The 21,403-nt window shown below is 66.9% G+C and carries 19 protein-coding genes; 8 read left to right on the top strand and 11 right to left on the bottom strand.

Annotated elements, in window-relative coordinates; genetic code table 11:
- Positions 1-82 precede the first annotated feature (82 nt).
- Together U9J41_RS22500 and U9J41_RS22505 are read left to right on the top strand one after the other, a co-directional pair.
- Complete coding sequence (locus U9J41_RS22500; RefSeq protein WP_322404386.1) at positions 83-3,067, top strand: EAL domain-containing protein; 2,985 nt, start codon at positions 83-85, stop codon at positions 3,065-3,067.
- A gap of 125 nt (positions 3,068-3,192) precedes the next feature.
- Positions 3,193-3,699, top strand: coding sequence for a hypothetical protein (locus U9J41_RS22505; protein ID WP_322404387.1), 507 nt, complete (start codon positions 3,193-3,195; stop codon positions 3,697-3,699).
- Positions 3,700-3,803: 104 nt separating this feature from the next.
- Here U9J41_RS22505 and U9J41_RS22510 read toward each other — a convergent pair whose 3' ends face one another.
- The 6 genes from U9J41_RS22510 to U9J41_RS22535 form a co-directional block, all read right to left on the bottom strand.
- Positions 3,804-4,307 (bottom strand): DNA-deoxyinosine glycosylase, encoded by a 504-nt coding sequence (locus U9J41_RS22510; protein ID WP_322404388.1) that lies wholly within the window; start codon positions 4,305-4,307, stop codon positions 3,804-3,806.
- 96 nt (positions 4,308-4,403) lie between these two features.
- On the bottom strand, positions 4,404-5,918 hold the full coding sequence (locus tag U9J41_RS22515) for an efflux transporter outer membrane subunit (protein WP_322404389.1): 1,515 nt from the start codon (positions 5,916-5,918) through the stop codon (positions 4,404-4,406).
- Between the two features lies 1 nt (position 5,919).
- Entirely contained in the window at positions 5,920-9,135 is a 3,216-nt protein-coding gene (locus U9J41_RS22520; RefSeq protein WP_322404390.1) for an efflux RND transporter permease subunit, read from the bottom strand.
- 12 nt (positions 9,136-9,147) lie between these two features.
- On the bottom strand, positions 9,148-10,359 hold the full coding sequence (locus U9J41_RS22525) for an efflux RND transporter periplasmic adaptor subunit (protein ID WP_322404391.1): 1,212 nt from the start codon (positions 10,357-10,359) through the stop codon (positions 9,148-9,150).
- 139 nt (positions 10,360-10,498) lie between these two features.
- Positions 10,499-11,359: an alpha/beta hydrolase gene (locus U9J41_RS22530; RefSeq protein ID WP_322404392.1), complete on the bottom strand. Its 861-nt coding sequence runs from the start codon at positions 11,357-11,359 to the stop codon at positions 10,499-10,501.
- On the bottom strand, positions 11,356-11,571 hold the full coding sequence (locus tag U9J41_RS22535) for a hypothetical protein (protein ID WP_322404393.1): 216 nt from the start codon (positions 11,569-11,571) through the stop codon (positions 11,356-11,358). The genes U9J41_RS22530 and U9J41_RS22535 overlap by 4 nt, the downstream gene beginning before the upstream one ends.
- Before the next feature lie 186 nt (positions 11,572-11,757).
- Between U9J41_RS22535 and U9J41_RS22540 the strand changes: the two genes are divergently transcribed.
- From U9J41_RS22540 to U9J41_RS22565, 6 genes are all read left to right on the top strand, one after another.
- Entirely contained in the window at positions 11,758-12,723 is a 966-nt protein-coding gene (locus U9J41_RS22540; RefSeq protein ID WP_322404394.1) for a LysR family transcriptional regulator, read from the top strand.
- 45 nt (positions 12,724-12,768) lie between these two features.
- Entirely contained in the window at positions 12,769-13,206 is a 438-nt protein-coding gene (locus U9J41_RS22545; RefSeq protein ID WP_322404395.1) for an Mpo1 family 2-hydroxy fatty acid dioxygenase, read from the top strand.
- Between the two features lie 83 nt (positions 13,207-13,289).
- A complete protein-coding gene (locus tag U9J41_RS22550; protein ID WP_322404396.1) occupies positions 13,290-13,745 on the top strand; it encodes an outer membrane lipoprotein in 456 nt (151 codons plus the stop codon).
- A 48-nt stretch (positions 13,746-13,793) separates the two neighbouring features.
- Entirely contained in the window at positions 13,794-14,735 is a 942-nt protein-coding gene (locus U9J41_RS22555) for a DMT family transporter (RefSeq protein WP_322404397.1), read from the top strand.
- A complete protein-coding gene (locus U9J41_RS22560) occupies positions 14,732-15,223 on the top strand; it encodes a GNAT family N-acetyltransferase (RefSeq protein ID WP_322404398.1) in 492 nt (163 codons plus the stop codon). Before U9J41_RS22555 ends, U9J41_RS22560 begins: the two co-directional genes overlap by 4 nt.
- Before the next feature lie 254 nt (positions 15,224-15,477).
- Positions 15,478-15,669: a hypothetical protein gene (locus U9J41_RS22565; RefSeq protein WP_322404399.1), complete on the top strand. Its 192-nt coding sequence runs from the start codon at positions 15,478-15,480 to the stop codon at positions 15,667-15,669.
- On the opposite strand, the gene U9J41_RS22570 is transcribed toward U9J41_RS22565, so the two are convergent.
- The 5 genes from U9J41_RS22570 to hutG form a co-directional block, all read right to left on the bottom strand.
- Positions 15,657-17,216, bottom strand: coding sequence for an ABC transporter permease/substrate-binding protein (locus U9J41_RS22570; RefSeq protein WP_322404400.1), 1,560 nt, complete (start codon positions 17,214-17,216; stop codon positions 15,657-15,659). The two genes, U9J41_RS22565 and U9J41_RS22570, sit on opposite strands and share 13 nt — an antisense overlap.
- 86 nt (positions 17,217-17,302) lie before the next feature.
- On the bottom strand, positions 17,303-18,541 hold the full coding sequence (hutI, locus tag U9J41_RS22575; RefSeq protein ID WP_322404401.1) for an imidazolonepropionase: 1,239 nt from the start codon (positions 18,539-18,541) through the stop codon (positions 17,303-17,305).
- Positions 18,534-19,151 (bottom strand): HutD/Ves family protein, encoded by a 618-nt coding sequence (locus tag U9J41_RS22580; RefSeq protein ID WP_322404402.1) that lies wholly within the window; start codon positions 19,149-19,151, stop codon positions 18,534-18,536. The genes hutI and U9J41_RS22580 overlap by 8 nt, the downstream gene beginning before the upstream one ends.
- 24 nt (positions 19,152-19,175) lie before the next feature.
- Positions 19,176-20,537, bottom strand: coding sequence for a formimidoylglutamate deiminase (locus U9J41_RS22585; RefSeq protein WP_322404403.1), 1,362 nt, complete (start codon positions 20,535-20,537; stop codon positions 19,176-19,178).
- On the bottom strand, positions 20,534-21,334 hold the full coding sequence (gene hutG / locus U9J41_RS22590) for an N-formylglutamate deformylase (RefSeq protein ID WP_322404404.1): 801 nt from the start codon (positions 21,332-21,334) through the stop codon (positions 20,534-20,536). The genes U9J41_RS22585 and hutG overlap by 4 nt, the downstream gene beginning before the upstream one ends.
- Positions 21,335-21,403: the final 69 nt, after the last annotated feature.

Here is a 21,403-nt window from a genome sequence, read left to right on the forward strand (position 1 = left end):
CCATGTTAAGCTTGTATCCAGAGAAAGATCGGGCGCAACAGATGACGCCACTGTCGACACGAAGGGGAAGGCGATGGGCTCAATGTGTTCCGCCATGCCGTGGAGCGTCATCCGGCGCTGGATCGCGACCGCGTTCGCGCTCCTGGCATTCGTGTCACACGCCGACGCCAAGCCCCTGCGCGTCGTCGCCGACAACAACTATCCGCCTTTCCTGTTCCTCAACCCGGACGGACGTCCCGAGGGATATATCGTCGACCTCTGGCACCTCTGGGAACAAAAAACCGGCGTCCACGTCGATCTCCAGCCCATGCAATGGGCGGATGCGCAACAGGCGCTGCGCGACGGCCGGGCGGACGTGATCGACATGATTTTCCGTACCCCGGCACGTGAACCGCTCTACGATTTCTCCCGGCCATACGACCGCCTGTCGGCCAGCATCTATGTCGATCCGTCGATTTCCGGCATCCACGACGTGCGCTCGATGAGCGGTTTCGCGGTGGGCGTACAGCGCGGCGACGCCTGCGTGGAACAACTGGCGAAGCAGGGCATCACGAACCAGGTGACCTACCCCAGCTATGTCGCCATCCTGAACGCGGCCCGCTCCGGCGACATCAAGATCTTCTGCATGGACGACCGTCCGGCGAACTACTATCTCTACCTCTATCGCGACCAGAAGAAGTTCACCAAGGCGTTCACGCTGTATTCGGGACAGTTCCACTGGGCCGTCGCAAAGGGCGACACGGCGACCTTCGCGCTCGTCGCGGAAGGCATGGGGCGCATCACACCGGCCGAGCGCGAGGCGCTGCGCAGCAAGTGGTTCACCCGGCCGGTGGAGTTCCAGCCTTACCTGCGCCTCGTGGCGATCGTGGTGCTCGGCGCGCTGGCGGCACTGGCCGCCACCCTGTTGTGGATCCGGATCCTGCGCCGCGCCGTCCATGCGCGCACAGCCGAAATCCAGCACAAGAACGCGCAGCTCGAGCAGACCGCCCGCGCGCTCGGCGTCGAGCAGGCCCAGTTGCGCACGCTCGTCGAAAACAGCCCGGACGCAATGGTGCTGAAGGACAGGAACAACGTCTACGTCCACTGCAACGCCGGCGCCCAGGCCCTGCTCGGCCTGCCGCGCGACAGGATCATCGGCCGCACCGACGACGAGCTTTTCGCCGACAAGGCATTCGCCGCGTTCATCAAGGAAAACGACGAGGACGTGCTGCGTACCGGCCAGCCGCGCAGGTACGAGGAAACCATCGCGGCACCGGATGGCGCCATGCGCGACCTGGAAGTGATCAAGGTGCCGATCCACGCCGCGGAAGGCGAGGTCGCGGGCGTCCTCGCCGTCGCGCGCGACATCACGGAGCGCCGCCGCGCCGACCGCGAACAGCGCATCGCCTCGGTCGCCTTCGAAAGCCAGGACGGCATGCTGATCACCGATGCCGACGGCAACATCGAGCGCGTCAACGCCGCCTTCACGCGCATCAGCGGCTATGCGGCGGCAGACGCCATCGGCCAGAATCCGCGCATCCTCCGCTCCGGACTGCACGACGCCGTCTTTTACGAATCCATGTGGACCACGCTGACGGCGACCGGCTACTGGACGGGTGAAGTGATCAACCGGAACCGCGACGGCGGCCTGTACACGGCCCGGCTCTCGATCACCGCCGTACCGGACGCGCAGGGCCGGACGATCCGTTACATCGGCAACCTCCAGGACATCTCCGCGGAAAAGCAGGCCCACGCGCTGGCCGAACACCTCAAGCTCTTCGATCACCTCACCGACCTGCCGAACCGCATGCTGCTCGCGGACCGCATGAGCCACGCCATGGCCCGCGCCGTGCGCACCCAGGAGTTCGGCGCCGTCATGATGGTGAACCTCGACCACTTCCAGAAGCTGAACGATTCCCTGGGCCATGCGGTCGGCGACCAGCTGCTCGTGGAAATCGCGCGGCGCATCCGCTCGATCAAGCGCGAGGACGATACGCTGGGCCGGTTCAGCGGCGACAGTTTCGTGCTGCTGGCCGAACGCCTCGGCACGGACTGGCATGCCGCGGCGGCGCGCGCCCTGGCCATCGCGGAAGCCATCCGCACGACGATCGCCGAGCCGACGATCGTCGACGGGCATCGGCTGACCTGCACCGGCTCGCTCGGCGTCACCCTGTTCCGCGACGGCGAGGGTGCCCCGGATACCCTGCTGTGCCAGGCCGAACTCGCCCTTTACAAAAGCAAGCGCAGCGGACGCGATACGGTCCGCGTCTTCGCGGACGAGATGCAGTCCGAACTCGCCGACCGCAACTGGCTCGAAAAGGCACTGCGCGACGCGATCCGCGACAACCGGCTGACCCTGCATTATCAGGTCCAGGTGGACGCCCACGAGCGCCCGATCGGTGCCGAAGCGTTGCTGCGCTGGACCCACCCCGAGCGCGGCGCCATCCCGCCCGCCGCCTTCATTCCACTGGCCGAGGAAACCGGACTGATCGAACCGATCGGACGCTGGGTGCTCGCCACGGCCTGCCTCCAGCTCGCCGCGTGGGCGCGCCATGACATGCTGCGCGGCCTCACCTTGGCCGTGAACATCAGCCCGCGCCAGTTCGAATCGGACACCTTCGTCGACGACATCCTGGCCGAAATCCGGCACACGGGCGCACCGGCGGACAAGCTGAAGCTCGAAGTGACCGAAAGCCTGGCGATCGGCGACCTCGAATCTTCGATCTTCAAATTACACACGCTCAAGGCCAGCGGATTCAGTATCTCCCTCGACGACTTTGGCACCGGCAATTCCTCGCTCAATTACCTGACGAAGCTGCCGCTCACGCAACTCAAGATCGACAAATCCTTCGTCGACGACCTGCCGGCCAGCCACCGGGATGCCATGGTGGCCCAGACGATCATCGCCATGGGACGGGGCCTGGAACTGGACGTAATCGCCGAGGGCGTGGAGACGGCCGCGCAACGCGATTTCCTCGCCGCCCACGGCTGCCATTCGTTCCAGGGCTACCTGTTCGGCAAGCCCTTGCCGGTCCACGAATTCGAAGCGCAGATACAGGCTGCGCTGCTGGCGGCGGAGGTGCCGTAGGCCAACATGAAGGGGCCGCGCGCGACGCGTGCGTAGCAAAGTCGTCCGTCTGGCTACACTGGCTTGCCGGGTTCGATCCGCCTTGGCGGTTCGAGAACCCTTCATTTGCACAGGAGCCAGTCAAGATGACATTTCGCAGCCTGCTCTCTTCCGCTTTGATCGGCGCCGTTGCCAGCGCGCGCTCGATGACGCCCATGGCGACCCTCGCGACGGCACGCCTCGCGCACCGCCGTACGACGGGGCAACTATTCCTCCTGAATCGCCCTCTCTTTACGTTCGGTGCACTCGCGATGGGCGTCGGGGAACTGTTCGGTGACAAGATGAAGACTGCGCCCGACCGCACCGTCTTCCTGGGCCTGCTGGCGCGCGTCATGAGCGCGGGGATCGCAGGCGCGGCGCTGGCGCCACGGGGCCGCGAAGAAGCCGGCGCGGCGGTCGCGGTCGCAACCGCTGTCCCGCTTGCGTACTGCACCCTCGCCGTCCGCAAACAGGCGATGGCGCGTATCGGTCAGACCCGCAGCGGACTGATCGAGGATGCGCTGATCGTCGCAGCCGGGGCCGCGGTCGTGGCGTTGGCCACAAGACCGGCACGCGTCCGTCACGTGTCCGTCAACCGGCCAGGGTCGATCTGACTAACTTGTTTCGCCAGCAGTAAGATCGTCGCCCCTGCGAAGGCATGGGGCCAAGTTCGTGGCGTTTCGCGGCATACAAGCTTGCGGGACAGCATCAGGCGCGCTCAATCCTTGTCGACCAGCCCCCGCCACACGTCCAACTTTTGCTCGAACGTCATCGCCATATGCGCCGGAGAGCTCGACGGCAGCACGACGGTGCGATAGCCGTGCTGTTCAAATTGCGGCGCGAACTTGCCCGACGTTTGCCCATTGAAGCCGACCGTCTCCAGTTCGGGACACAGCCGGTGCAGCCGCTCGAAGTCATTGGCCGCCGGCTTGCGGATGCTTGAGTCGAGACTGCCTTCGCGCTCGCACCCGGCCAGCACGTCCCACAAACCGAAGCGGTGCGCCAGCAGGCGCGGCAACCGTTCTTCGTAGGGCAGCGAATACAGGTCTTCGCCGATCAACGCACCGACCAGCTTCCAGAACTGATTGCGCGGATGCGCATAATACTGCTGCGCCGCAAGCGACGCGGCGCCCGGAAAGCTGCCCAGGATGAGGATGCGCGTGTCGGGCGCGATGACGGGCGCGAGGCCGGTGAGCTGGGAAGAATCGGGTGATATCGGCATGGTGCGATTCTAGCGCCGGCGCCAGAAAAAAGCGGCGATACGCTTTCACGTACCGCCGCAAAGGGCATTACCGGAATCACGGTAAAGCCAGGGACTTCAGTTCCTTGCCTGCGCAGTATCGTCGGCTTTCGCCACGGCCGGTGCCGCATCCCAGCCGCCGCCCAGCGCGCGGATCAGCGCCACGGTGGTGACCGCGCGGTCGCCGCGCAGCTGCACGGCGGTGCGTTCGACGTTCGCCAGGTTGCGCTGCGCATCCAGCAGTTCGAGGTAGCTGCCGCGGCCCGCGTCGTACAGCTTCTGCGCCAGGTCGGCCGAACGGCGTGCGGACATCACCGCTGCTTCGATCTCGGCGCTCTGCCCTGCCAGGATGCGCAGGCCGGCCAGGTTGTCCTCGACCTCGGCGAAGGCCGTCAGCACGCTCTGGCGATACGAACCGACGGCTTCTTCCAGTGCCGCCTCGCTGCGCACGACGTTGTTGCGGTTGCGGCCACCGTCGATCAGCGGCATCGACAGCGCGGCGCCCAGCAGCCACGAACGGCTGCTCCACTTGAAGACTTCGGCGAAGCTGGTGCCGACGCCGCCGGCGCCCGCCGACAGGCTCAGCGCCGGGAACATCGCGGAGCGGGCGACGCCGATGCGGGCGTTCGCCGCTTCCATCGAGCGCTGGGCGCTGGCGATGTCGGGACGGCGCTCCAGCAAGGTCGATGGCAGGCCGGCCGGAATCAGCGGCAGCGCGCTGGCGTCCTGCAGCGGACGCGAAGGCGCGGCGAAGTTCGATGCGGGTTTGCCCAGCAGGACGGCCAGCGCGTGTTCCGTCGTCGCGCGCTGGCGTTGCAGGCCGATGGCCTCCGAACGCGCCGTCGCCAGTTCGGTCTTCGCCCGCGACAGGTCGAATTCGCCGATGTCGCCCGCGTCGAAGCGGCGGCCCGTCACGCGCACGCTCTCGTCGCGCAGTTGCACCGTGTGGTTGACGGTCGCGATTTCGGCATCCAGCGAACGCAGACGGAAGTAGGCCTGCGCCACATCGGCCTGCAGCGACAACAGCACCGAGCGGTACGTCGCTTCGACCGCGCCGGCATCGCCGCGCGCCGCCGCCACGTTCGACGACACACGCCCGAACAGGTCGACTTCGTAGCTGGCCGACAGCCGCGCGGAGTAGCTGTTGGCCGCCGCGACGGGCGTGCCCTGCGGCAGCGACGCTTCCAGCGGCGACAGGCGGGCGCGCTGGGCACCGGCGCCGACGCCGATCTGCGGGATGCGGTCCGCTTCGGCGATGCCGGCGATGGCGCGGGCTTCCTTCACGCGGGCCGCGGCCACCGTCAGGTTCTGGTTGTTCGCCGTCGCGTCAACGATGAGACCATTCAGCGTCTCGTCGTTGAAGGCGCGCCACCATTCACCGCGCGGCTGGGCTTCGGCCGGGCGGCCGACGGTCCACGTGGTGCCGTCGGCGGCGCTGCGCACATCGTTCGCGGCGGCAGCCGGCGTCGCCTGCGATTCCTTGAAGGCGGTCGGCGTGGCGACGGCCGGCTGCTTGAATTCGGGCGCGGCGCATGCGCTCAAGAGCAAGGCTGCCATCAGCGGGGCCACACCCCTTGCGATCATCTTTTTCATATCAGTTTCCTTCCAGTGCAGCCGTATGGTCGCCGCCGGCGGCATTCGGTGCCGCGTCGTGGGCGTGGGCGTGGGCATGTTTCGGTCGTTCGAAACGCTTGGCCAGGGTGCGCAGCAGGACATAGAACACCGGCGTCAGGAACAGGCCGAAGAACGTCACGCCCAGCATGCCGGCGAACACGGCGACGCCCATCGCATGGCGCATCTCGGCACCGGCGCCGTGCGACAGCACCAGCGGCACCACGCCCATGATGAACGCGATCGACGTCATCAGGATCGGACGCAGGCGCAGGTGGCAGGCTTCCAGCGCGGCGGCCACGATGCTGCGGCCATGGTGTTCCAGCTCCAGGGCGAATTCCACGATCAGGATCGCGTTCTTCGATGCGAGACCCACCAGCACGAACAGGGCGATCTGCGTGAAGATGTTGTTGTCGCCGCCGGTGAGCTTCACACCGATCAGGGCGCACAGGATCGACATCGGCACGATCAGGATCACGGCCAGCGGCAGGGTCCAGCTTTCGTACTGCGCGGCGAGCACGAGGAACACGAGCAGCACGCACAGCGGGAACACGTAGATCATGGTGTTACCGGCCAGGATGTCCTGGTACGTCAGGTCCGTCCATTCGTACGAGATCCCTTTCGGCAGCGTGGCCTTGACGATTTCTTCCATCGCGGCCTGGGCCTGGCCCGACGACACACCCGGTGCCGGGCCGCCATTCAGCTCGGCGGCGACATAGCCGTTGTAGCGCTGGACGCGGTCAGGTCCGTAGGTGTCCTTGATCTTCATGATCGTGGACAGCGGGATCATCTCGCCCTTGTCGTTGCGGACCTTCAGCTGTGCGATCTGTTCGCGCTGCGAACGGAACGGCGCGTCGGCCTGCACGCGCACCTGGTAGGTGCGGCCGAACTGGTTGAAGTCGTTCACGTACAGCGAACCGAGGTTGATCTGCAAGGTCTGGTTGATCTCGGCCAGCGGCACGCCCAGCTGCTTGGCCTTCACGCGGTCGACGTCGGCGAACAGCTGCGGCACGTTGATCTGGTAGCCGGAGAACACGCCCTGCAGGCGCTTGTCGGTGGCGGCCTTGGCCTGGATGGCCTGGATCGCCTTGTACAGTTCATCGTAGCCGACGCCGGCACGGTCCTCGATCATCATCTTGAAGCCGCCGGTGGTGCCCAGGCCGTTCACGGGCGGGGGCGACAGCACCATCACGAACGCGTCCTCGATGGAACCCATGCGCTTGTTGATCTCGGCGGCGATCGCCTCGGCGCTCTGCGCCTTGCCCTTGCGCTCGTCGAACGGTTTCAGCGTGGTGAACACGATGCCGGCGTTCGGCGCGTTGGTGAAGCCGTTGATCGACAGGCCAGGGAATGCGACCGACGATTCCACGCCCGGGATCTGCTTGGCCACGTCGGACATCTTGCGGATCACGGTGTCCGTGCGGTCGAGCGAGGCGGCGTCCGGCAACTGCGCGAAGCCGATCAGGTAGGCCTTGTCCTGCGACGGCACGAAGCCCGGCGGCACGGCCTTGAACATGAAGACGCCCGCGATACCGAGCAGCACGTACACGCCCAGCGTGGCGCTCTTGCGCTTCAGGACGCCCTGCACGCCGCGTTCATACCTGTGCGACGAGCGGCCGAAGAAGCGGTTGAAGGCGGCGAAAAAGCGGCCGAACACGGCATCCATCAGGCGGGTCAGGCCGTCCTTCGGCGCGTTGTGCGACTTCAGCAGCGCAGCCGACAGGGCCGGGGCCAGCGTCAGCGACGAGAACGCGGAGATCACGGTCGAGATGGCGATGGTCAGCGCGAACTGGCGGTAGAACTGGCCGGTCAGGCCCGACACGAACGCGATCGGGATGAACACGGCGCACAGCACGAGGGCGATCGCGATGATCGGGCCCGAGACTTCCTTCATCGCCTGCACGGTCGCATCATGCGGATTGAGGCCGTTGGCGATGTTGCGTTCGACGTTCTCCACCACGACGATCGCATCGTCCACCACGATACCGATGGCCAGCACGAGGCCGAACAGCGACAGCGTGTTGATCGAGAAGCCGCAGGCGAGCATCACCGCGAACGTGCCGACGACCGACACCGGCACGGCCAGCAGCGGGATCACCGAGGCGCGCCACGTCTGCAGGAACAGGATGACGACGAGCGCCACCAGGATCACCGCCTCGACCAGCGTGTGGATCACGGAGTCGATCGACTCACGCACGAATTGGGTCGGGTCGTACACAATGCTGTATTCGACGCCTTCCGGGAAATTTTTCGACAGCTCCTTCATCTTGGCGCGCACGTCGGCCGACAGTTGCAGCGCGTTGGCGTTCGGGGCCTGGAAGATGGGGATGGCCACGGCCGACTGGTTGTCCAGCAGCGCGCGCAGGGCGTACGAGTTCGAGCCCATTTCCAGGCGTGCGACGTCCTTCAGCAGCGTGGTCGCGCCGTCGGCATTGGTCTTGATGACGATGTTGCCGAACTCCTCGACCGACTGCAGGCGGCCCTGCGTGTTGACGGTCAACTGGAAGTCCGCGCCTTTCGACGGGCCTTGGCCGATGACGCCGGCCGCCACCTGCACGTTCTGCTCGCGGATCGCGTTCACGACGTCGCCGGCGGTCAGGTTGCGCGCGGCGACCTTCTGCGGATCGAGCCAGACGCGCATGGCGTAGTCGCCCGAACCGAACAGCTGGACTTCGCCCATGCCGTTGATGCGCGCCAGTTCGTCCTTGACGTTCAGCGTCGCGTAGTTGCGCAGGTACAGGTCGTCATAGCGGCCGTCCGGCGATTTCAGGTGCACCACCATCGTGATGTTGGGCGAGCTCTTGACCGTCGTGACGCCGATCTGGCGCACTTCGTCCGGCAGGCGCGGGAGCGCGCGCTGGACGCGGTTCTGCACGGCCGTCTCGGCCTGCTCGACGTTGGTGCCGATCTTGAAGGTCACCGTCAGCATCAGCGCGCCGTCCGACGTGTTTTGCGACGTCATGTACAGCATGTTTTCGACGCCGTTGATTTCCTGCTCCAGCGGCGTGGCGACGGTTTCCGCGATGACCTTCGGGTTGGCGCCCGGGTACTGGGCGCGCACCACCACGGAGGGCGGCACGACGTCGGGGTACTCCGAGATCGGCAGCTCGAAGATCGAGATGAGGCCGGCCACGAAGACCAGCACCGACAGCACGGCCGCGAAGATCGGCTTGTCGACGAAAAAGCGTGAGATGTTCATGTGTTCTTGTCCTTATTTGCTGTCTGCCATGGCCAGCGCCGCATCCTTGGCGGGCGCCTTGCCCGTATCGAGCGTCGCGACCATCGGCACCATCTGCGCCGTGATGGGCGAACCCGGACGCACGCGCTGCAGGCCGTTGACGACGATCTTCTCGCCCGGTTTCAGGCCGGTGCGCACGACGCGCAGGCCGTCGACGACAGGGCCGAGCTTCACTTCGCGATACTCGGCCTTGCCGTCCGCGCCCACGACGAACACGAACTTGTGGCTCTGGTCCGTGCCGATCGCGCGGTCCGTGATCAACAGGGCGGGCTTCGCGTCGCCGCCGCCGATCTGCACGCGGGCGAACAGGCCGGGCGCCATGGTGCGGTCCTTGTTCTCGAACGTGGCGCGCATGCGCACGGAACCGGTCTGCGCGTCGAGCTGGTTGTCGACGAATTCCAGCTTGCCCTCGTGCGGGTAGCCGTCCTCGTTGACGAGGCCCACGTTCACCGGCACCGCCTGGCCGTCGTGGGCCAGCTTGGCGACGCGCAGATAGGTTTCCTCGTCGCCGTCGAAGCTGGCGTAGATGCGGTCCAGCGACACGACGGACGTCAGCACGTTCGACGCGTCGACCAGGTTGCCGAGGGTGATCTCGGCCTTCGACACGCGGCCGTCGATCGGCGAGATGATGCGGGTGTACGACAGGTTCAGGCGCGCCGCCTGGGCCTGCGCTTCCGCGGCGCGCGCCGTGGCGTCGAGTTCCTTCTGGCTGGACAGGCTCGCGTCGTATTCGCGCTGCGCGATCGCCTTGTCGCCCAGCAGGCGCTCGGCACGGGCCAGCTCGGTGCGGGCCAGGTCGGCCTTGGCGCGGGCGGATTTCGCGGCCGCCTCGGCGCGCTCGGCTTCGGCCTGGTACGGACGCGGATCGATCACGAACAGCACGTCGCCTTTCTTGACTTCCGCACCCGGCTTGAAGTTGACGGCCGTGATATAGCCGGACACGCGCGGACGGATCTCGACGTGCTCGATGGCTTCCAGGCGGCCCGAGAATTCCTGGGTTTCGGCGATCGGCTTCTCGAGCACGGTCGCGGCCGACACCGGCGGACCGGCCTGCGCCTGGGCCTGCGCCTCGGCGGCCTTGCCGGTTGCGTCCGAGCAGCCCGCGATCAGGGCCGCGATGCCTGCGGCACCCAGCGCCAGCACGACGGGACGCACAGCCATCTGGAATTGTTGAATCGGTTTCATGGTTAGCCCTCCGGTTATTAACTATTTATTAATGATTGGACGAAAACGGTCCTTCCCAGGCTTTTTCAGGAAAAGACAGGTCTCCCGTGCCTCGAGGGCACGTTTTTATCGTGAGTGGTGGATTACTTGACCCGCGGGATCAACAACTGGCCGGCTCTTCTTCTTCGTCGAGTCCGGCAATGAAGTTGGCGATCTCGCTTAATGCGTGGCCTCGACAGGCACACGTGTTGCGTGCATTTGGTTCTTGCAGGCCTTGTTCCGCCTGCAAGCGCCTGACCGTCGTCGGCACGCCCGACTGGATCAGTTTGCCGCCGTAGGCTTCCGCTTCGTCGCGCAGCGGGTCGTCCTCGATCGACAGGATCAAGGCCGGCGGCAGATTCTTCAAACGGCTCGACTGCAGCGGCGATGCATACGGATGGCTGCGGTCGGCCGCGTGCGGCAGATAACCCCGGTAGGCGGCCGCGCACTCGTCGAACACCTTCGCCCGCTCGGAGCAGGTCGGCATCTCGCGCATCGAACAGGTCGACAGGCCAGGGTCCAGCATCGGCATCAGCAGGATCTGGCCGGCCAGTTGCGGCGCACCGCGGTCGCGCGCCATCAGGGCGCACACGGCGGCGAGGTTCGCACCCGCCTCGATGCCCGCGACCAGCATGCGCTTGCCTGTCCAGCCGAGCTTGCTCTTATTCTTCTTTGCCCACATCAGCACGGCATGCGCATCCTCGGCGGCGGCCGGGAACGGCTTCTCCGTCGCCAGCGTATAGGCCGACGACAGTACGACCGGGTAACCGCTCGCCTCGGCCAGCTGGCGCAGGAACGGGTCCGAGCATTCCAGATCGCCGTCGACGAAGCCGCCGCCATGGAAGAACACGATCAGCACGTCGCGCTTGCCGTCGACCGCCGCCTTGTACAGGCGCGCCGCCAGCGGTCGTTCCGCGCCCACGACCTGCAGGTCACGTACCGCCAGCGTATGGCCGTTCTCCAGCTTGCGCGCCACGGTCATCGCACGGCCTCGTTGGACGCCACCAGCACGGCCGGGATCGCGTTCGCATCGCATTGTTCGCCCGTCGCGACGACGTGGAACAGCGCATCGTAGCCACGCGCCTCGGCACCGGCCGCATGCGCGTACTCGTCGGTGAGTACCGTGCCTGCCATGGCCGCCACGCCGAGCACCAGTCCGAACACTGCCGCGACTGCATCGCGATGCGCTTTCATGATCCGCTCCTGTCGTTGGGTTTTACAAATATCGCATTTACCAGCTACCGTACCGACACTATAGTCTTCATCTACAATCCAATAAATAGTCCATTTGCGAATCCATTGTTCAGATTTTTGAACAATCATACATATTCGCGATCAAAACCCGACATTGAAGGGTGTCCTTACAGACAAGGTTGTGTCATGAACAAGCTACAAGCCATGGAAGTCTTCGTGCAGGTCGTCGACGCCGGCAGTTTTACCCGCGCGGCCGACTTGATGAACCTGCCCAAGGCGACGGTGTCGACGCTCGTGCAGGCGCTCGAGGCGGCGCTGTCGGCCAAGCTGCTGCACCGGACCACGCGCCAGGTGACGGTGACGACGGACGGCGCCGCCTATTACGAACGGTGCCTGCGCATCCTGTCCGACGTGCGCGACGCCGAGGAATCGCTGTCGCGCACGCGCCTGTCGCCCAGCGGCCGGCTGCGCGTGGACGCGCCGACCGGGTTGTCGAGCGAGATCCTCGTGCCCGCCCTGCCCGCGTTCTTCGAGCGCTATCCGGACATCATGCTGGAACTGGGCAGCTCCGACCGCCCCGTCGACCTCGTCGAGGAAGGCGTCGACTGCGCCGTGCGCGGCGGCACGTTGACCGATACGAGCCTGATCGCACGGCGCGTCGGCGTCCTCAACTTCCTGACGGCCGCGGCGCCCGGGTACATCGCGCGCTACGGCATGCCGCAGCACCCGCGCGACCTCGACCGCCACCGCTGCGTCAATTATTTCTCGGCCAAGACGGGCAAGATCTACGACTGGGATTTCAGCCGCGGCGACGAACGCATCGAGGTGCCCATGCGCGGCGTGATCGCGCTGAACGATTCCAACGCCTACGTCGAAGCCGGACTGGCGGGCCTCGGCGTCATCCAGATGACGGATTACATGCTCGACAAGCACGTGGAGGCCGGGCGCATGGTGCAGGTGCTGGCGGACTGGCGCAGCGATGCGGTGCCGGTCCACCTCGTGTATCCGCAGAACCGCCACCTGTCGGCCAAGGTGCGCGTGTTCGTCGAGTGGGTGGCCGAATTGTTCGCCGCGAACCCGTATATGCACATGGGGGCGATGCCGCGCGTGCAGGGCGCGCCGGCGCCGCTGCTGGTCCCGCTCACGGCATGAAACCGAGTGTAGAATCGAAAACACAATAACGGACAGGAGACTCCGATGACCCAGCCGCGCACGATCGACGTGCTGCTCGACCACTACAGCGACAGCCACCGCAACCCGACCAACGAGCTGATCCATTTTGTGTGCGTGCCCGTGATCGTGTTCACGTTGCTGGGCATCCTGTGGAGCATCCACCCTTTGCTTGCCGTCGGCGCGGTGCTCGCGGCGCTCGTGTATTACTTCCGGCTGTCGCCGCCGTTCGCGTTCGGCATGCTCCTGATGAGCGCCGTGATGCTGGCCGTGCTGGCGCTGATGCCGCCGTTCACCGTGCTGCCGCTGTCGATCGCGATCTTCGTCGTCGCCTGGATCGGCCAGTTCATCGGCCACAAGATCGAAGGCAAGAAACCCTCGTTCTTCGACGACCTGCGCTTCCTGCTGATCGGCCCCCTGTTCGTGCTGGGCTTCCTGTATCGCCGTCTGCACGTGGCATATTGATTTACTACAATGCCGGAGCAGCGGCGCGCCGGTGCGGGAACGGGTAAGCTAAGCGCGTCCGAATAATTGCCCTGGAGTCGAATATGAAACCATTATCCGCCCTCGCCCTCGTCTCGCTGACCGCCGTGCTCGCCGCCTGCGCGGGCCCGTCGAACTCGGGCAGCGTCTACAGCAGCTACCAGACGATGAATGAACAGACGGTGCGCATGGGCACCGTGGAATCCGTCCGCAACGTCACCATCGCCAATCCGGAATCCGGCGTCGGCACGATGGCCGGCGCCGCGCTGGGCGGCCTGGGCGGGTCCCAGGTCGGCGGCGGCAACGGCTCGGCCGCGGTCGGCATCCTGGGCGCCGTCGCGGGCGGCATCATCGGCAACCGCGTCGAGAACCAGGCCAACAACCGGCCCGGCTTCGAAATCACCGTCAAGCTTGACAACGGCGAACTGCGCTCCATCACGCAGGCGGCCGACGAGATGTTCCGGCCGGGCGAGCGCGTGCGGCTGCTCAGCAACGGCTACACGACGCGCGTGACGCACTGACATCGGCCACCGGCCACGACAGTAGAGGGATCGCGATATACTTTCGCGATGCCCTCCTACGCCCTGTTCACCATCGCCTCCCTGATCTGGGGATCGACCTTCTTCGCGATCACCCTCGAGCTGGGTGAAGTCCCGCCCGCCGTGTCGGTCGTCTACCGGTTCGCGCTCGCGTCGCTGGTGCTGTTCGCGTTCTGCCTGCTGCGCGGCGACAAGCTGCGGCTGCCCTGGCGCGTGCAGCGCTGGGCCTTGCTGCAGGGCTTCTTCACGTTCTGCGTGTCGTACGTCTGCACGTATAACGCCGAACAATACGTCGTCTCGGCCCTCGTCGCCGTGCTGTTCGCGCTCATGGTGTTCTGGACGCCGATCTGCGCGCGCATCGCGTTCGGCACACCGATTCCCCACCGCACCTGGGGCGCCGGCGCGGCCGCGATCGGCGGCGTCACGCTGCTGTTCTGGCACGCGATCGGCAACGCGCTGCGCGAACTGCACCAGGGCGGACAAGGCCATTTCATCCTCGGCCTCCTGCTCGGCATCGCCGCGTCGATCGCCAGCTCGGCCGGCAGCATCGTCGTCGGCAAGGTGCGCGAGGAGTCCAGCAACCTGGTGCTCACGACGGGCTGGTCGATGTTCTGGGGCACGTGCATGGTCGCGGCATGGTGCGTCGCGACGGGCCAGGCCTTCATCGTTCCGCGCACGGCCAGCTATGTGCTGGGCTTGCTGCACCTATCGATCTTCGGCTCGGTCGTCGCGTTCATCTGCTATTTCACGCTGATCAACCGCATCGGCTCGAACAAGGCCGTATACATCGGCGTCATCACGCCCGTGATCTCCGTGCTGCTGTCGATCAAGCTCGAACACTACCGCCCCGGCCTCACCGAATGGCTGGGCATGGCCGTCTGCCTGGGCAGCGTCGCCTGGGCCTTGCGCGCCCCGGCCGCCAGATTGGCCCCATCCGTCACCCTCAACGATTGCATCGAAACGACCCCATGACTCTTGAAACGACCTTCGCGATCCGCCCCGCCACCCCGGCCGACGTTACCCACATCCAATCGATGATCGTCGAGCTGGCCGTGTTCGAAAAGCTCGAGCACCTCGTCGTGGCGACGGAAGAGAAATTGCACGAGGGCTTGTTCGGCGCGCATCCCGCCTGCGAAGCCATCGTCGGCGAGGCCGATGGCGAAGTCGTGACGTTCGCGCTGTTCTTCCATAATTTCTCGACCTTCTTGACCAAGCGCGGCCTGTATCTGGAAGATCTGTACGTGCGGCAAACGCACCGTGGCCAGGGCATCGGCAGCCGCATGTTGAAACACCTGGCACGCCTGGCCGTCGAGCGCGGCTGCGGCCGGTTCGAGTGGTCGGTGCTGGACTGGAACGCGCCTGCGATCAATTTCTACAAATCGATGGGCGCCGAGATCTTGCCGGACTGGCGCATCTGCCGCGTCACGGGCGCGCCCCTGGATGCGCTGGCCGGGGCCTGATTCTTTCCGCAAGCGGACAAGAAAAACCCACGGGCCGCGTGGCAGCGCCGTGGGTGAACCCATTCGTCATGGGGAGGGGAGACTTGAATCCAACGGTTTCAATATAAGCCTCCGTCCGCCGCATTTGCAGGTTCCTTACAAATGCTTACCTCGGTAACAGAATGCTGTCATTTGGTTGGCCGGGCTCGATTGAGTGATCACAAATGCAAGAACGCGTCGAGCGGGACAATGTGGTCACTGACGAGGACACGGACATGAAAACGCCGACAAAACCGCACAGCACGTCGATTACCAGGTGGGTCTACCGGGCCTGGCTGCGTTCCCGGATCGACACCTATACCCGCAGCCTGCACGCGATCGCCGTCCAGCGCGAAAACGACTTCCACGCGGAACGCATCCTGCACCACGCGATCTCCACCACCCGTTCCAAACTTCAATCCCTGTAGCGACGGCGCGCCAGCAGGCGCTCGCCCAGCTCGAAGGTCGCCTGGGTCAGCAAGGCCAGCAGCGCAGCCGGAATCGCACCGGCCAGCAGCATGTCGTTGTCGTTCAGCGCGAGGCCCGTCGTGATGCGCTCGCCGAAGCCGCCGGCGCCGATGAACGCGGCGATGGTCGCCGTGCCCACGCTCATCACGGCGGCCGTCTTGACGCCGGCCAGGATCGTCGGCGCGGCGAGCGGCATCTCGACCAGCAGCAGCGATTGCCACCGGGTCAGTCCCAGCGCCAGCGCGGCCGTGCGCAGCCCGGACGGCACCTGCAGCAGCCCCGTGCACGTATTGCGCACGATGGGCAGCAACGCATACGCGCACAGGGCCACGAGCGCCGGCACCGTGCCGATGCGGCCGAGCAGCGGGATCAGGATCGCCAGCAGGGCCAGCGACGGCACGGTCTGCAGGACGCCCGCCACGGCCAGCACGGCCTGGCGCAGGCGCGGCACGAGCGCGGCCACGATCCCGAGCGGAATGCCGGCGAGGCAGCCCAGCAGGACGGCCATGACGACCAGCAGCAGGTGCTGGCGCGCAAGGTTCATAAAGCCATTGCCGAAGGTTTTACTCAACAGCCCGTCGCGCACAACGGTAGAGTGGATGGGTCTCCCGTCCACGCGTTCAGCTACCGCTCGCACGCCACGGCAATTCACCCGTGGCGTGGACGCGTCGCCGGCACAGCCGTCCACCCCACCCAACCACGTCCGCGCAATGTCCGCGAAACGCTGTCCATCCAGCTCGGCCGCCGCATTCATCGCGATCATGTCGCTGGCCGTGATACTGCCCTCCAGCCGCCCGATGGCACGCCACGCTTGCGGGAACCGCTGCGGCAAGTCGAGCCGGTACAGCAGCACGGCGTCGTAGCGCGGAAAGTAGTGTTTATCGTCGTCCAGCACGCGCAGGCCGTATTGGCGGATCTTGGCGTCGGTCGAATAGATGTCGATGGCATCGACCTGGCGCTGCGCCAGCGCCTCGTACGCGATGCCGTGGTCCAGGCCGCGCGGTTGCTGCGCCAGGCCGTAGCGCCGCGCGAGGCCCGGCCAGCCGTCGGCGCGGCCGAGGAATTCGTGCGACAGGCCGATCTTCATGTCCGGGTGGAGCGCCAGGTCGGACAGGCGGCGCAGGCCGGCATTGCCGCGTACGGCCAGCGCGTACCCGTTGGAAAACCCCAGCGGCACGGCCACGCCGAGGCCCAGCGGACGCAGCGCGGCACGCATCGCATCCAGCGACGTCGGTTGCGGATTCTTGAGGATTTCCAGGTCGATGGTGCCCAGGTATTCCGGATAGACGTCGATCGCGCCCGAGCGCAGCGCGCCCAGCACGATGGCCGTGTTACCCAGTCCCTGCTTATGTTCGGCCGGCCCGGTGCGCGCCGCGGTCTGGGTGAGGATCTCGCCCAGGATGTACGACTCGGTGAAGCGCTTCGAGCCCACGCGCAGCACGTTCTCGGCGTGGGCGGACGACAAGATGCCGGCGCAGGCGAGCACCAGCACGGCGAATCTCAGCATGCGGCTTCCGATGACGTTGTGGACGAGTGGTCAAGGATAACCGATTAACGTGATCGGCCGTGCCCGGCGGGCGGGAGCCGCCCACCCTACGTTGCGTCGATCCGGGGCGTGCGCCACACGCCGGCGTTGACGACGCCGCGGCATGGGTTCGCGCCGATGGCGTAGGCCAGGTCGGCCGGGCGGGCGATGTCCCACAGGGCGAAGTCGGCGCGCTTGCCCGCTTCGAGTGTGCCGACGTCGGTGCGGCCGAGGGCGCGCGCGGCATTGACGGTCGCGCCGCGCAAGGCTTCCAGCGGCGTCAGGCGCCACAGCGTGCACGCCATGTTCAGCGCCAGCAGCAGCGACGTCATGGGCGACGTGCCCGGGTTGCAGTCGGTGGCGACGGCCAGCGGCACGCCCGCGGCGCGCAATTCGGCGAGCGGCGGCATGCGCGTCTCGCGCAAAAAATAATAGGCGCCGGGCAGCAGCACGGCCACGGTGCCGGCCTGCGCCATCGCCGCCACGCCCTCGGGCGACAGCCATTCGAGGTGGTCGGCCGACAGCCCGCCATGGCGCGCCACGAGCGCCGCGCCGCCCTGGTCCGACAGCTGCTCCGCGTGCAGCTTCACGGGCAGCCCGAGGCGCCGCGCCACGTCGAACACGCGCGCCGTCTGGTCGTGCGAGAAGCCGATGCGCTCGCAGAACGCGTCGACGGCATCGACGAGACCCTGCGCCGTCAGCGCCGGCAGCATCGCGTCGCACAGCATGTCGATGTAGTCGTCGGCGCGGCCTGTGTATTCGGGCGGCAGCGCGTGCGCGCCGAGGAACGTCGTGCACACGTCCACCGGCAGCAACGCGCCCACGCGGCGCGCGACGCGCAGCATCTTCGCCTCGGATTCCAGGTCGAGGCCGTAGCCGGACTTGATTTCCAGCGTCGTGACGCCCTCGGCCAGCAGCGCGCGGATGCGCGGCAGGCTGGCGTCGAATAAATCGTCTTCGGATGCCGCGCGGGTGGCGCGCACCGTGGACATGATGCCGCCGCCCGCGCGTGCGATGTCTTCGTAGGTGGCGCCGTTCAGGCGCGCTTCCCATTCGTCGCTGCGGTTGCCGGCGTGGACGATGTGCGTGTGACAGTCGACGAGGCCGGGCGTCAGCCACAGGCCGCCGCAATCGTGGACACGCTGCGCCGGCGGCGCCTCGGCACGGGGTCCGACCCAGGCGATGCGTCCGCCGCGCACGGCCACGGCGCCATCCTCGTCGATGCCGTAGCCATCGCCATCCGCCAGCGTCGCCAGGCGCGCGTTGGTGTACAGCACGTCGGCGCGGTTCCCCCCCGCATCACTCATAGGCGCCGTCCTCGTGTTCGAGGTCGTGTTCGTCGTCGTAGTAATGGATGTCGACGACGAAGATGGCGCCCTGCCCCGCCTGCAGCTGCCACGTCGTGTCCGGGTCGAGCACGACGGCGTCGAAGCGCACCAGGTTGATGCGCTGGTCGTCGCTGCACAGCTCCAGGCTGTCGCCTTCGGCCAGGAACAGCACGGTGACGTCGGCGCGCGCGACGAACGTGGAGTCGCCGTCCAGCTGGCGGCGTCCGAAACGGTGCCAGCAGCGGTCCGTGCGGGTCATCACGTTGAAGTCGGTGCTGGCGCCGCGATTCAGCTTGGCCTCCACGCGCGACTCGCCGTCGAACGCGGCGACCGGTTCGGCTTTCGACAGCAAGGTGGGCGCGCCGTCGATCTCGAGCGTCATGCCGTGGCCGTCGACCAGCACCAGCGTGCGCTCGACGCCGTGGAACATGGAAAACGGCCCGTCGTTCGCGATCGTGGCCAGGCTCACGCGCCAGTCGAATTCGTCGAAGCCGGCGTCCGGCGGGAACACGGCGATCTCGGTCGTACTGCCGCCACCGTTCTTCCACGATACCGGCGCGAGGCCTGCATACGGGATCAGCATCGTCATGACTTGCACCTCATCGTTTGGGAATCAAAGTGCGTGCAGTGTACGCACGGCCGCCTTGTAACGCTGCGCGATCGCCTCCTGCGCCTTGTGGCGGCCGCCCTGCACCACCCAGTGGCCGCCGGCCAGCACGTCGCGCACGAGATTGTCGCTGCCGCTGAACAGGAAGCGGCCGAGCACCTCGTGCGGCGGCACGCCGTCCAGGTTCGGGTGCGCGCCGTCCAGCACGAGCAGGTCCGCGCGCCGGCCCGGTGCCAGCACGCCGACGCGGCGCCCGGCCGCCTGCGCGCCGCCCAGCAGCGCATGTTGCCACAAGAAGCCCGCGACGTCGCGCTCCTCGCCATGCACCGCGATATTGCGGCGCTGGTGCGCGAGGCGCTGGCCGTATTCGAGCCAGCGCAGTTCTTCGACGGGACTCTGCGACACGTGGCTATCGCTGCCGATGCCGAAGCGCCCGCCGGCCGCGATGTATGAATCAAAGGGGAACAGGCCGTCGCCCAGGTTCGCTTCCGTCGTCGGACACAGCCCCGCGACGGCGCCGCTGCTTGCCAACCGGTCGCGTTCGGCGTCGGACAGGTGCGTGGCATGCACGAGGCACCAGCGCGCGTCGACCTCCACTTCGCGCATCAGGTAGTCGACGGGACGCATGCCGGTGGCCGCCACGCACTGCGCCACTTCGAGCTGCTGCTCCGCGATGTGGATGTGCAGCGGCCGGTCGCCCGGCAGCGCCTGCGCCAGCTCGCGCAGCTGGCCGGCCGCCACGGCGCGCAGCGAATGCGGCGCCGCGCCCACTTCCAGCTGCGGCCCGCGCAACGGGGCCAGTGCCTCGACGATGCGCAGCACCTGGGCGGGGTCCGTGCGAAAACGTTCCTGTTCCGGCTTGAGCGGCGCGTCGTCGAAGCCCGCGTACGCGTACATCACGGGCAGCAGCGTCAGCCCGATGCCCGATTCGTGCGCGGCCTGGGCGATGCGCTGCGCCGTCTCGGCCGGATTGCCGTAGACCTGGCCGCCCGGCGCCCGCTGTACGTAATGGAATTCGCAGACGGCCGTGTAGCCGTGGCGCAGGCATTCCGCGTACAACTGCGCGGCCACGGCTTCCATCTGCTCGGGCGTGATGCGGTTGGCGACGCGGTACATCAGGTCGCGCCACGTCCAGAAGCTGTCCGGACCGTCGCCCGCCCTTTCCGTCATGCCGCCGATCGCGCGCTGGAAGGCATGCGAATGCAGGTTGATCATGCCCGGCAGGACGTAGTCGGCACGCGCCACGCCGAGCGGCGGCGCCGCCTCCGGCGCGACCCGGGTCAGGTCGCCGCGCACGTCCCATTCGAGCAGCACGTCGCGGTGCCAGCCGCCGGCCAGCAGGGCGTGGCGCGCGAACAGGGCATTCATGCGTGCCCTCCCGCGCGCGCCCACGCAATCGCATCACCGAGCAATTCGTGCAGCAGCGGTTGCACCCTGGCGGCGACGTCGGGCTGGTAGTCGAACGGAGGCGATTCGTCCATGTACAGGCATTGGCACATCTCGAGCTGGATCGCGTGCACGCCGGCAGCGGGATCGCCGTAGAAGCGCGTGATGTGGCCGCCCTTGAAGCGGCCGTTGAACACGAAGGAAAAGCGGTCCTGCGATTCGGCCACGCGCATCATCTCGCCCTGCAGCTGCAACGAGCACGAACGGCCGTCGGCCGTGCCGAAGTTCAGGTCGGGCAGGCGGCCGTCGAAGAAGCGCGGGACGACGGACGCGATCGAATGCGCATCCCACAGCACCACCTGGCCGTGCAGCGCAAGCAACCGGTCGAGCTCCGCGCGCAGCTGCCGGTGATACGGGCGCCAGTACCGTTCCAGGCGCCGTTCGACGTCGCCGGCGTCCGGTTCCTGGCCGGGCTGGTACAGGCGTTCGCGCCCGAACGTGTCGACGGGGCACAGGCGCGTCGTGTCCTGGCCCGGGTACAGGTTCGTGTCCTCGGGCGGCCGGTTGAGGTCGACGACGTAGCGCGACCAGCGCGCCGACAAGGTCGAGGCGCCGATGCCGTCCGCGAACGCGTACAGGTCGGGCAGGTGCCAGTCCGTATCGGCCCGGACCAGCGCGCACGGCGCCATGCGCGCCGCGATGTCGTCGGGAATGTCGGTGCCGGCATGCGGCATCGACAGCAGCAGCGGCACCGAACCCGCCTTGAACCTGAAATCCATCGTGACTCCGTAGTAGGGTGGGCACCCCGTGCCCACCATGCATTACCGCGACGCGCGTTCGGTGGGCAC

This window comes from Massilia luteola (assembly GCF_034420155.1).
In the GTDB taxonomy this organism is placed as follows: Bacteria; Pseudomonadota; Gammaproteobacteria; order Burkholderiales; family Burkholderiaceae_D; genus Telluria; species Telluria luteola.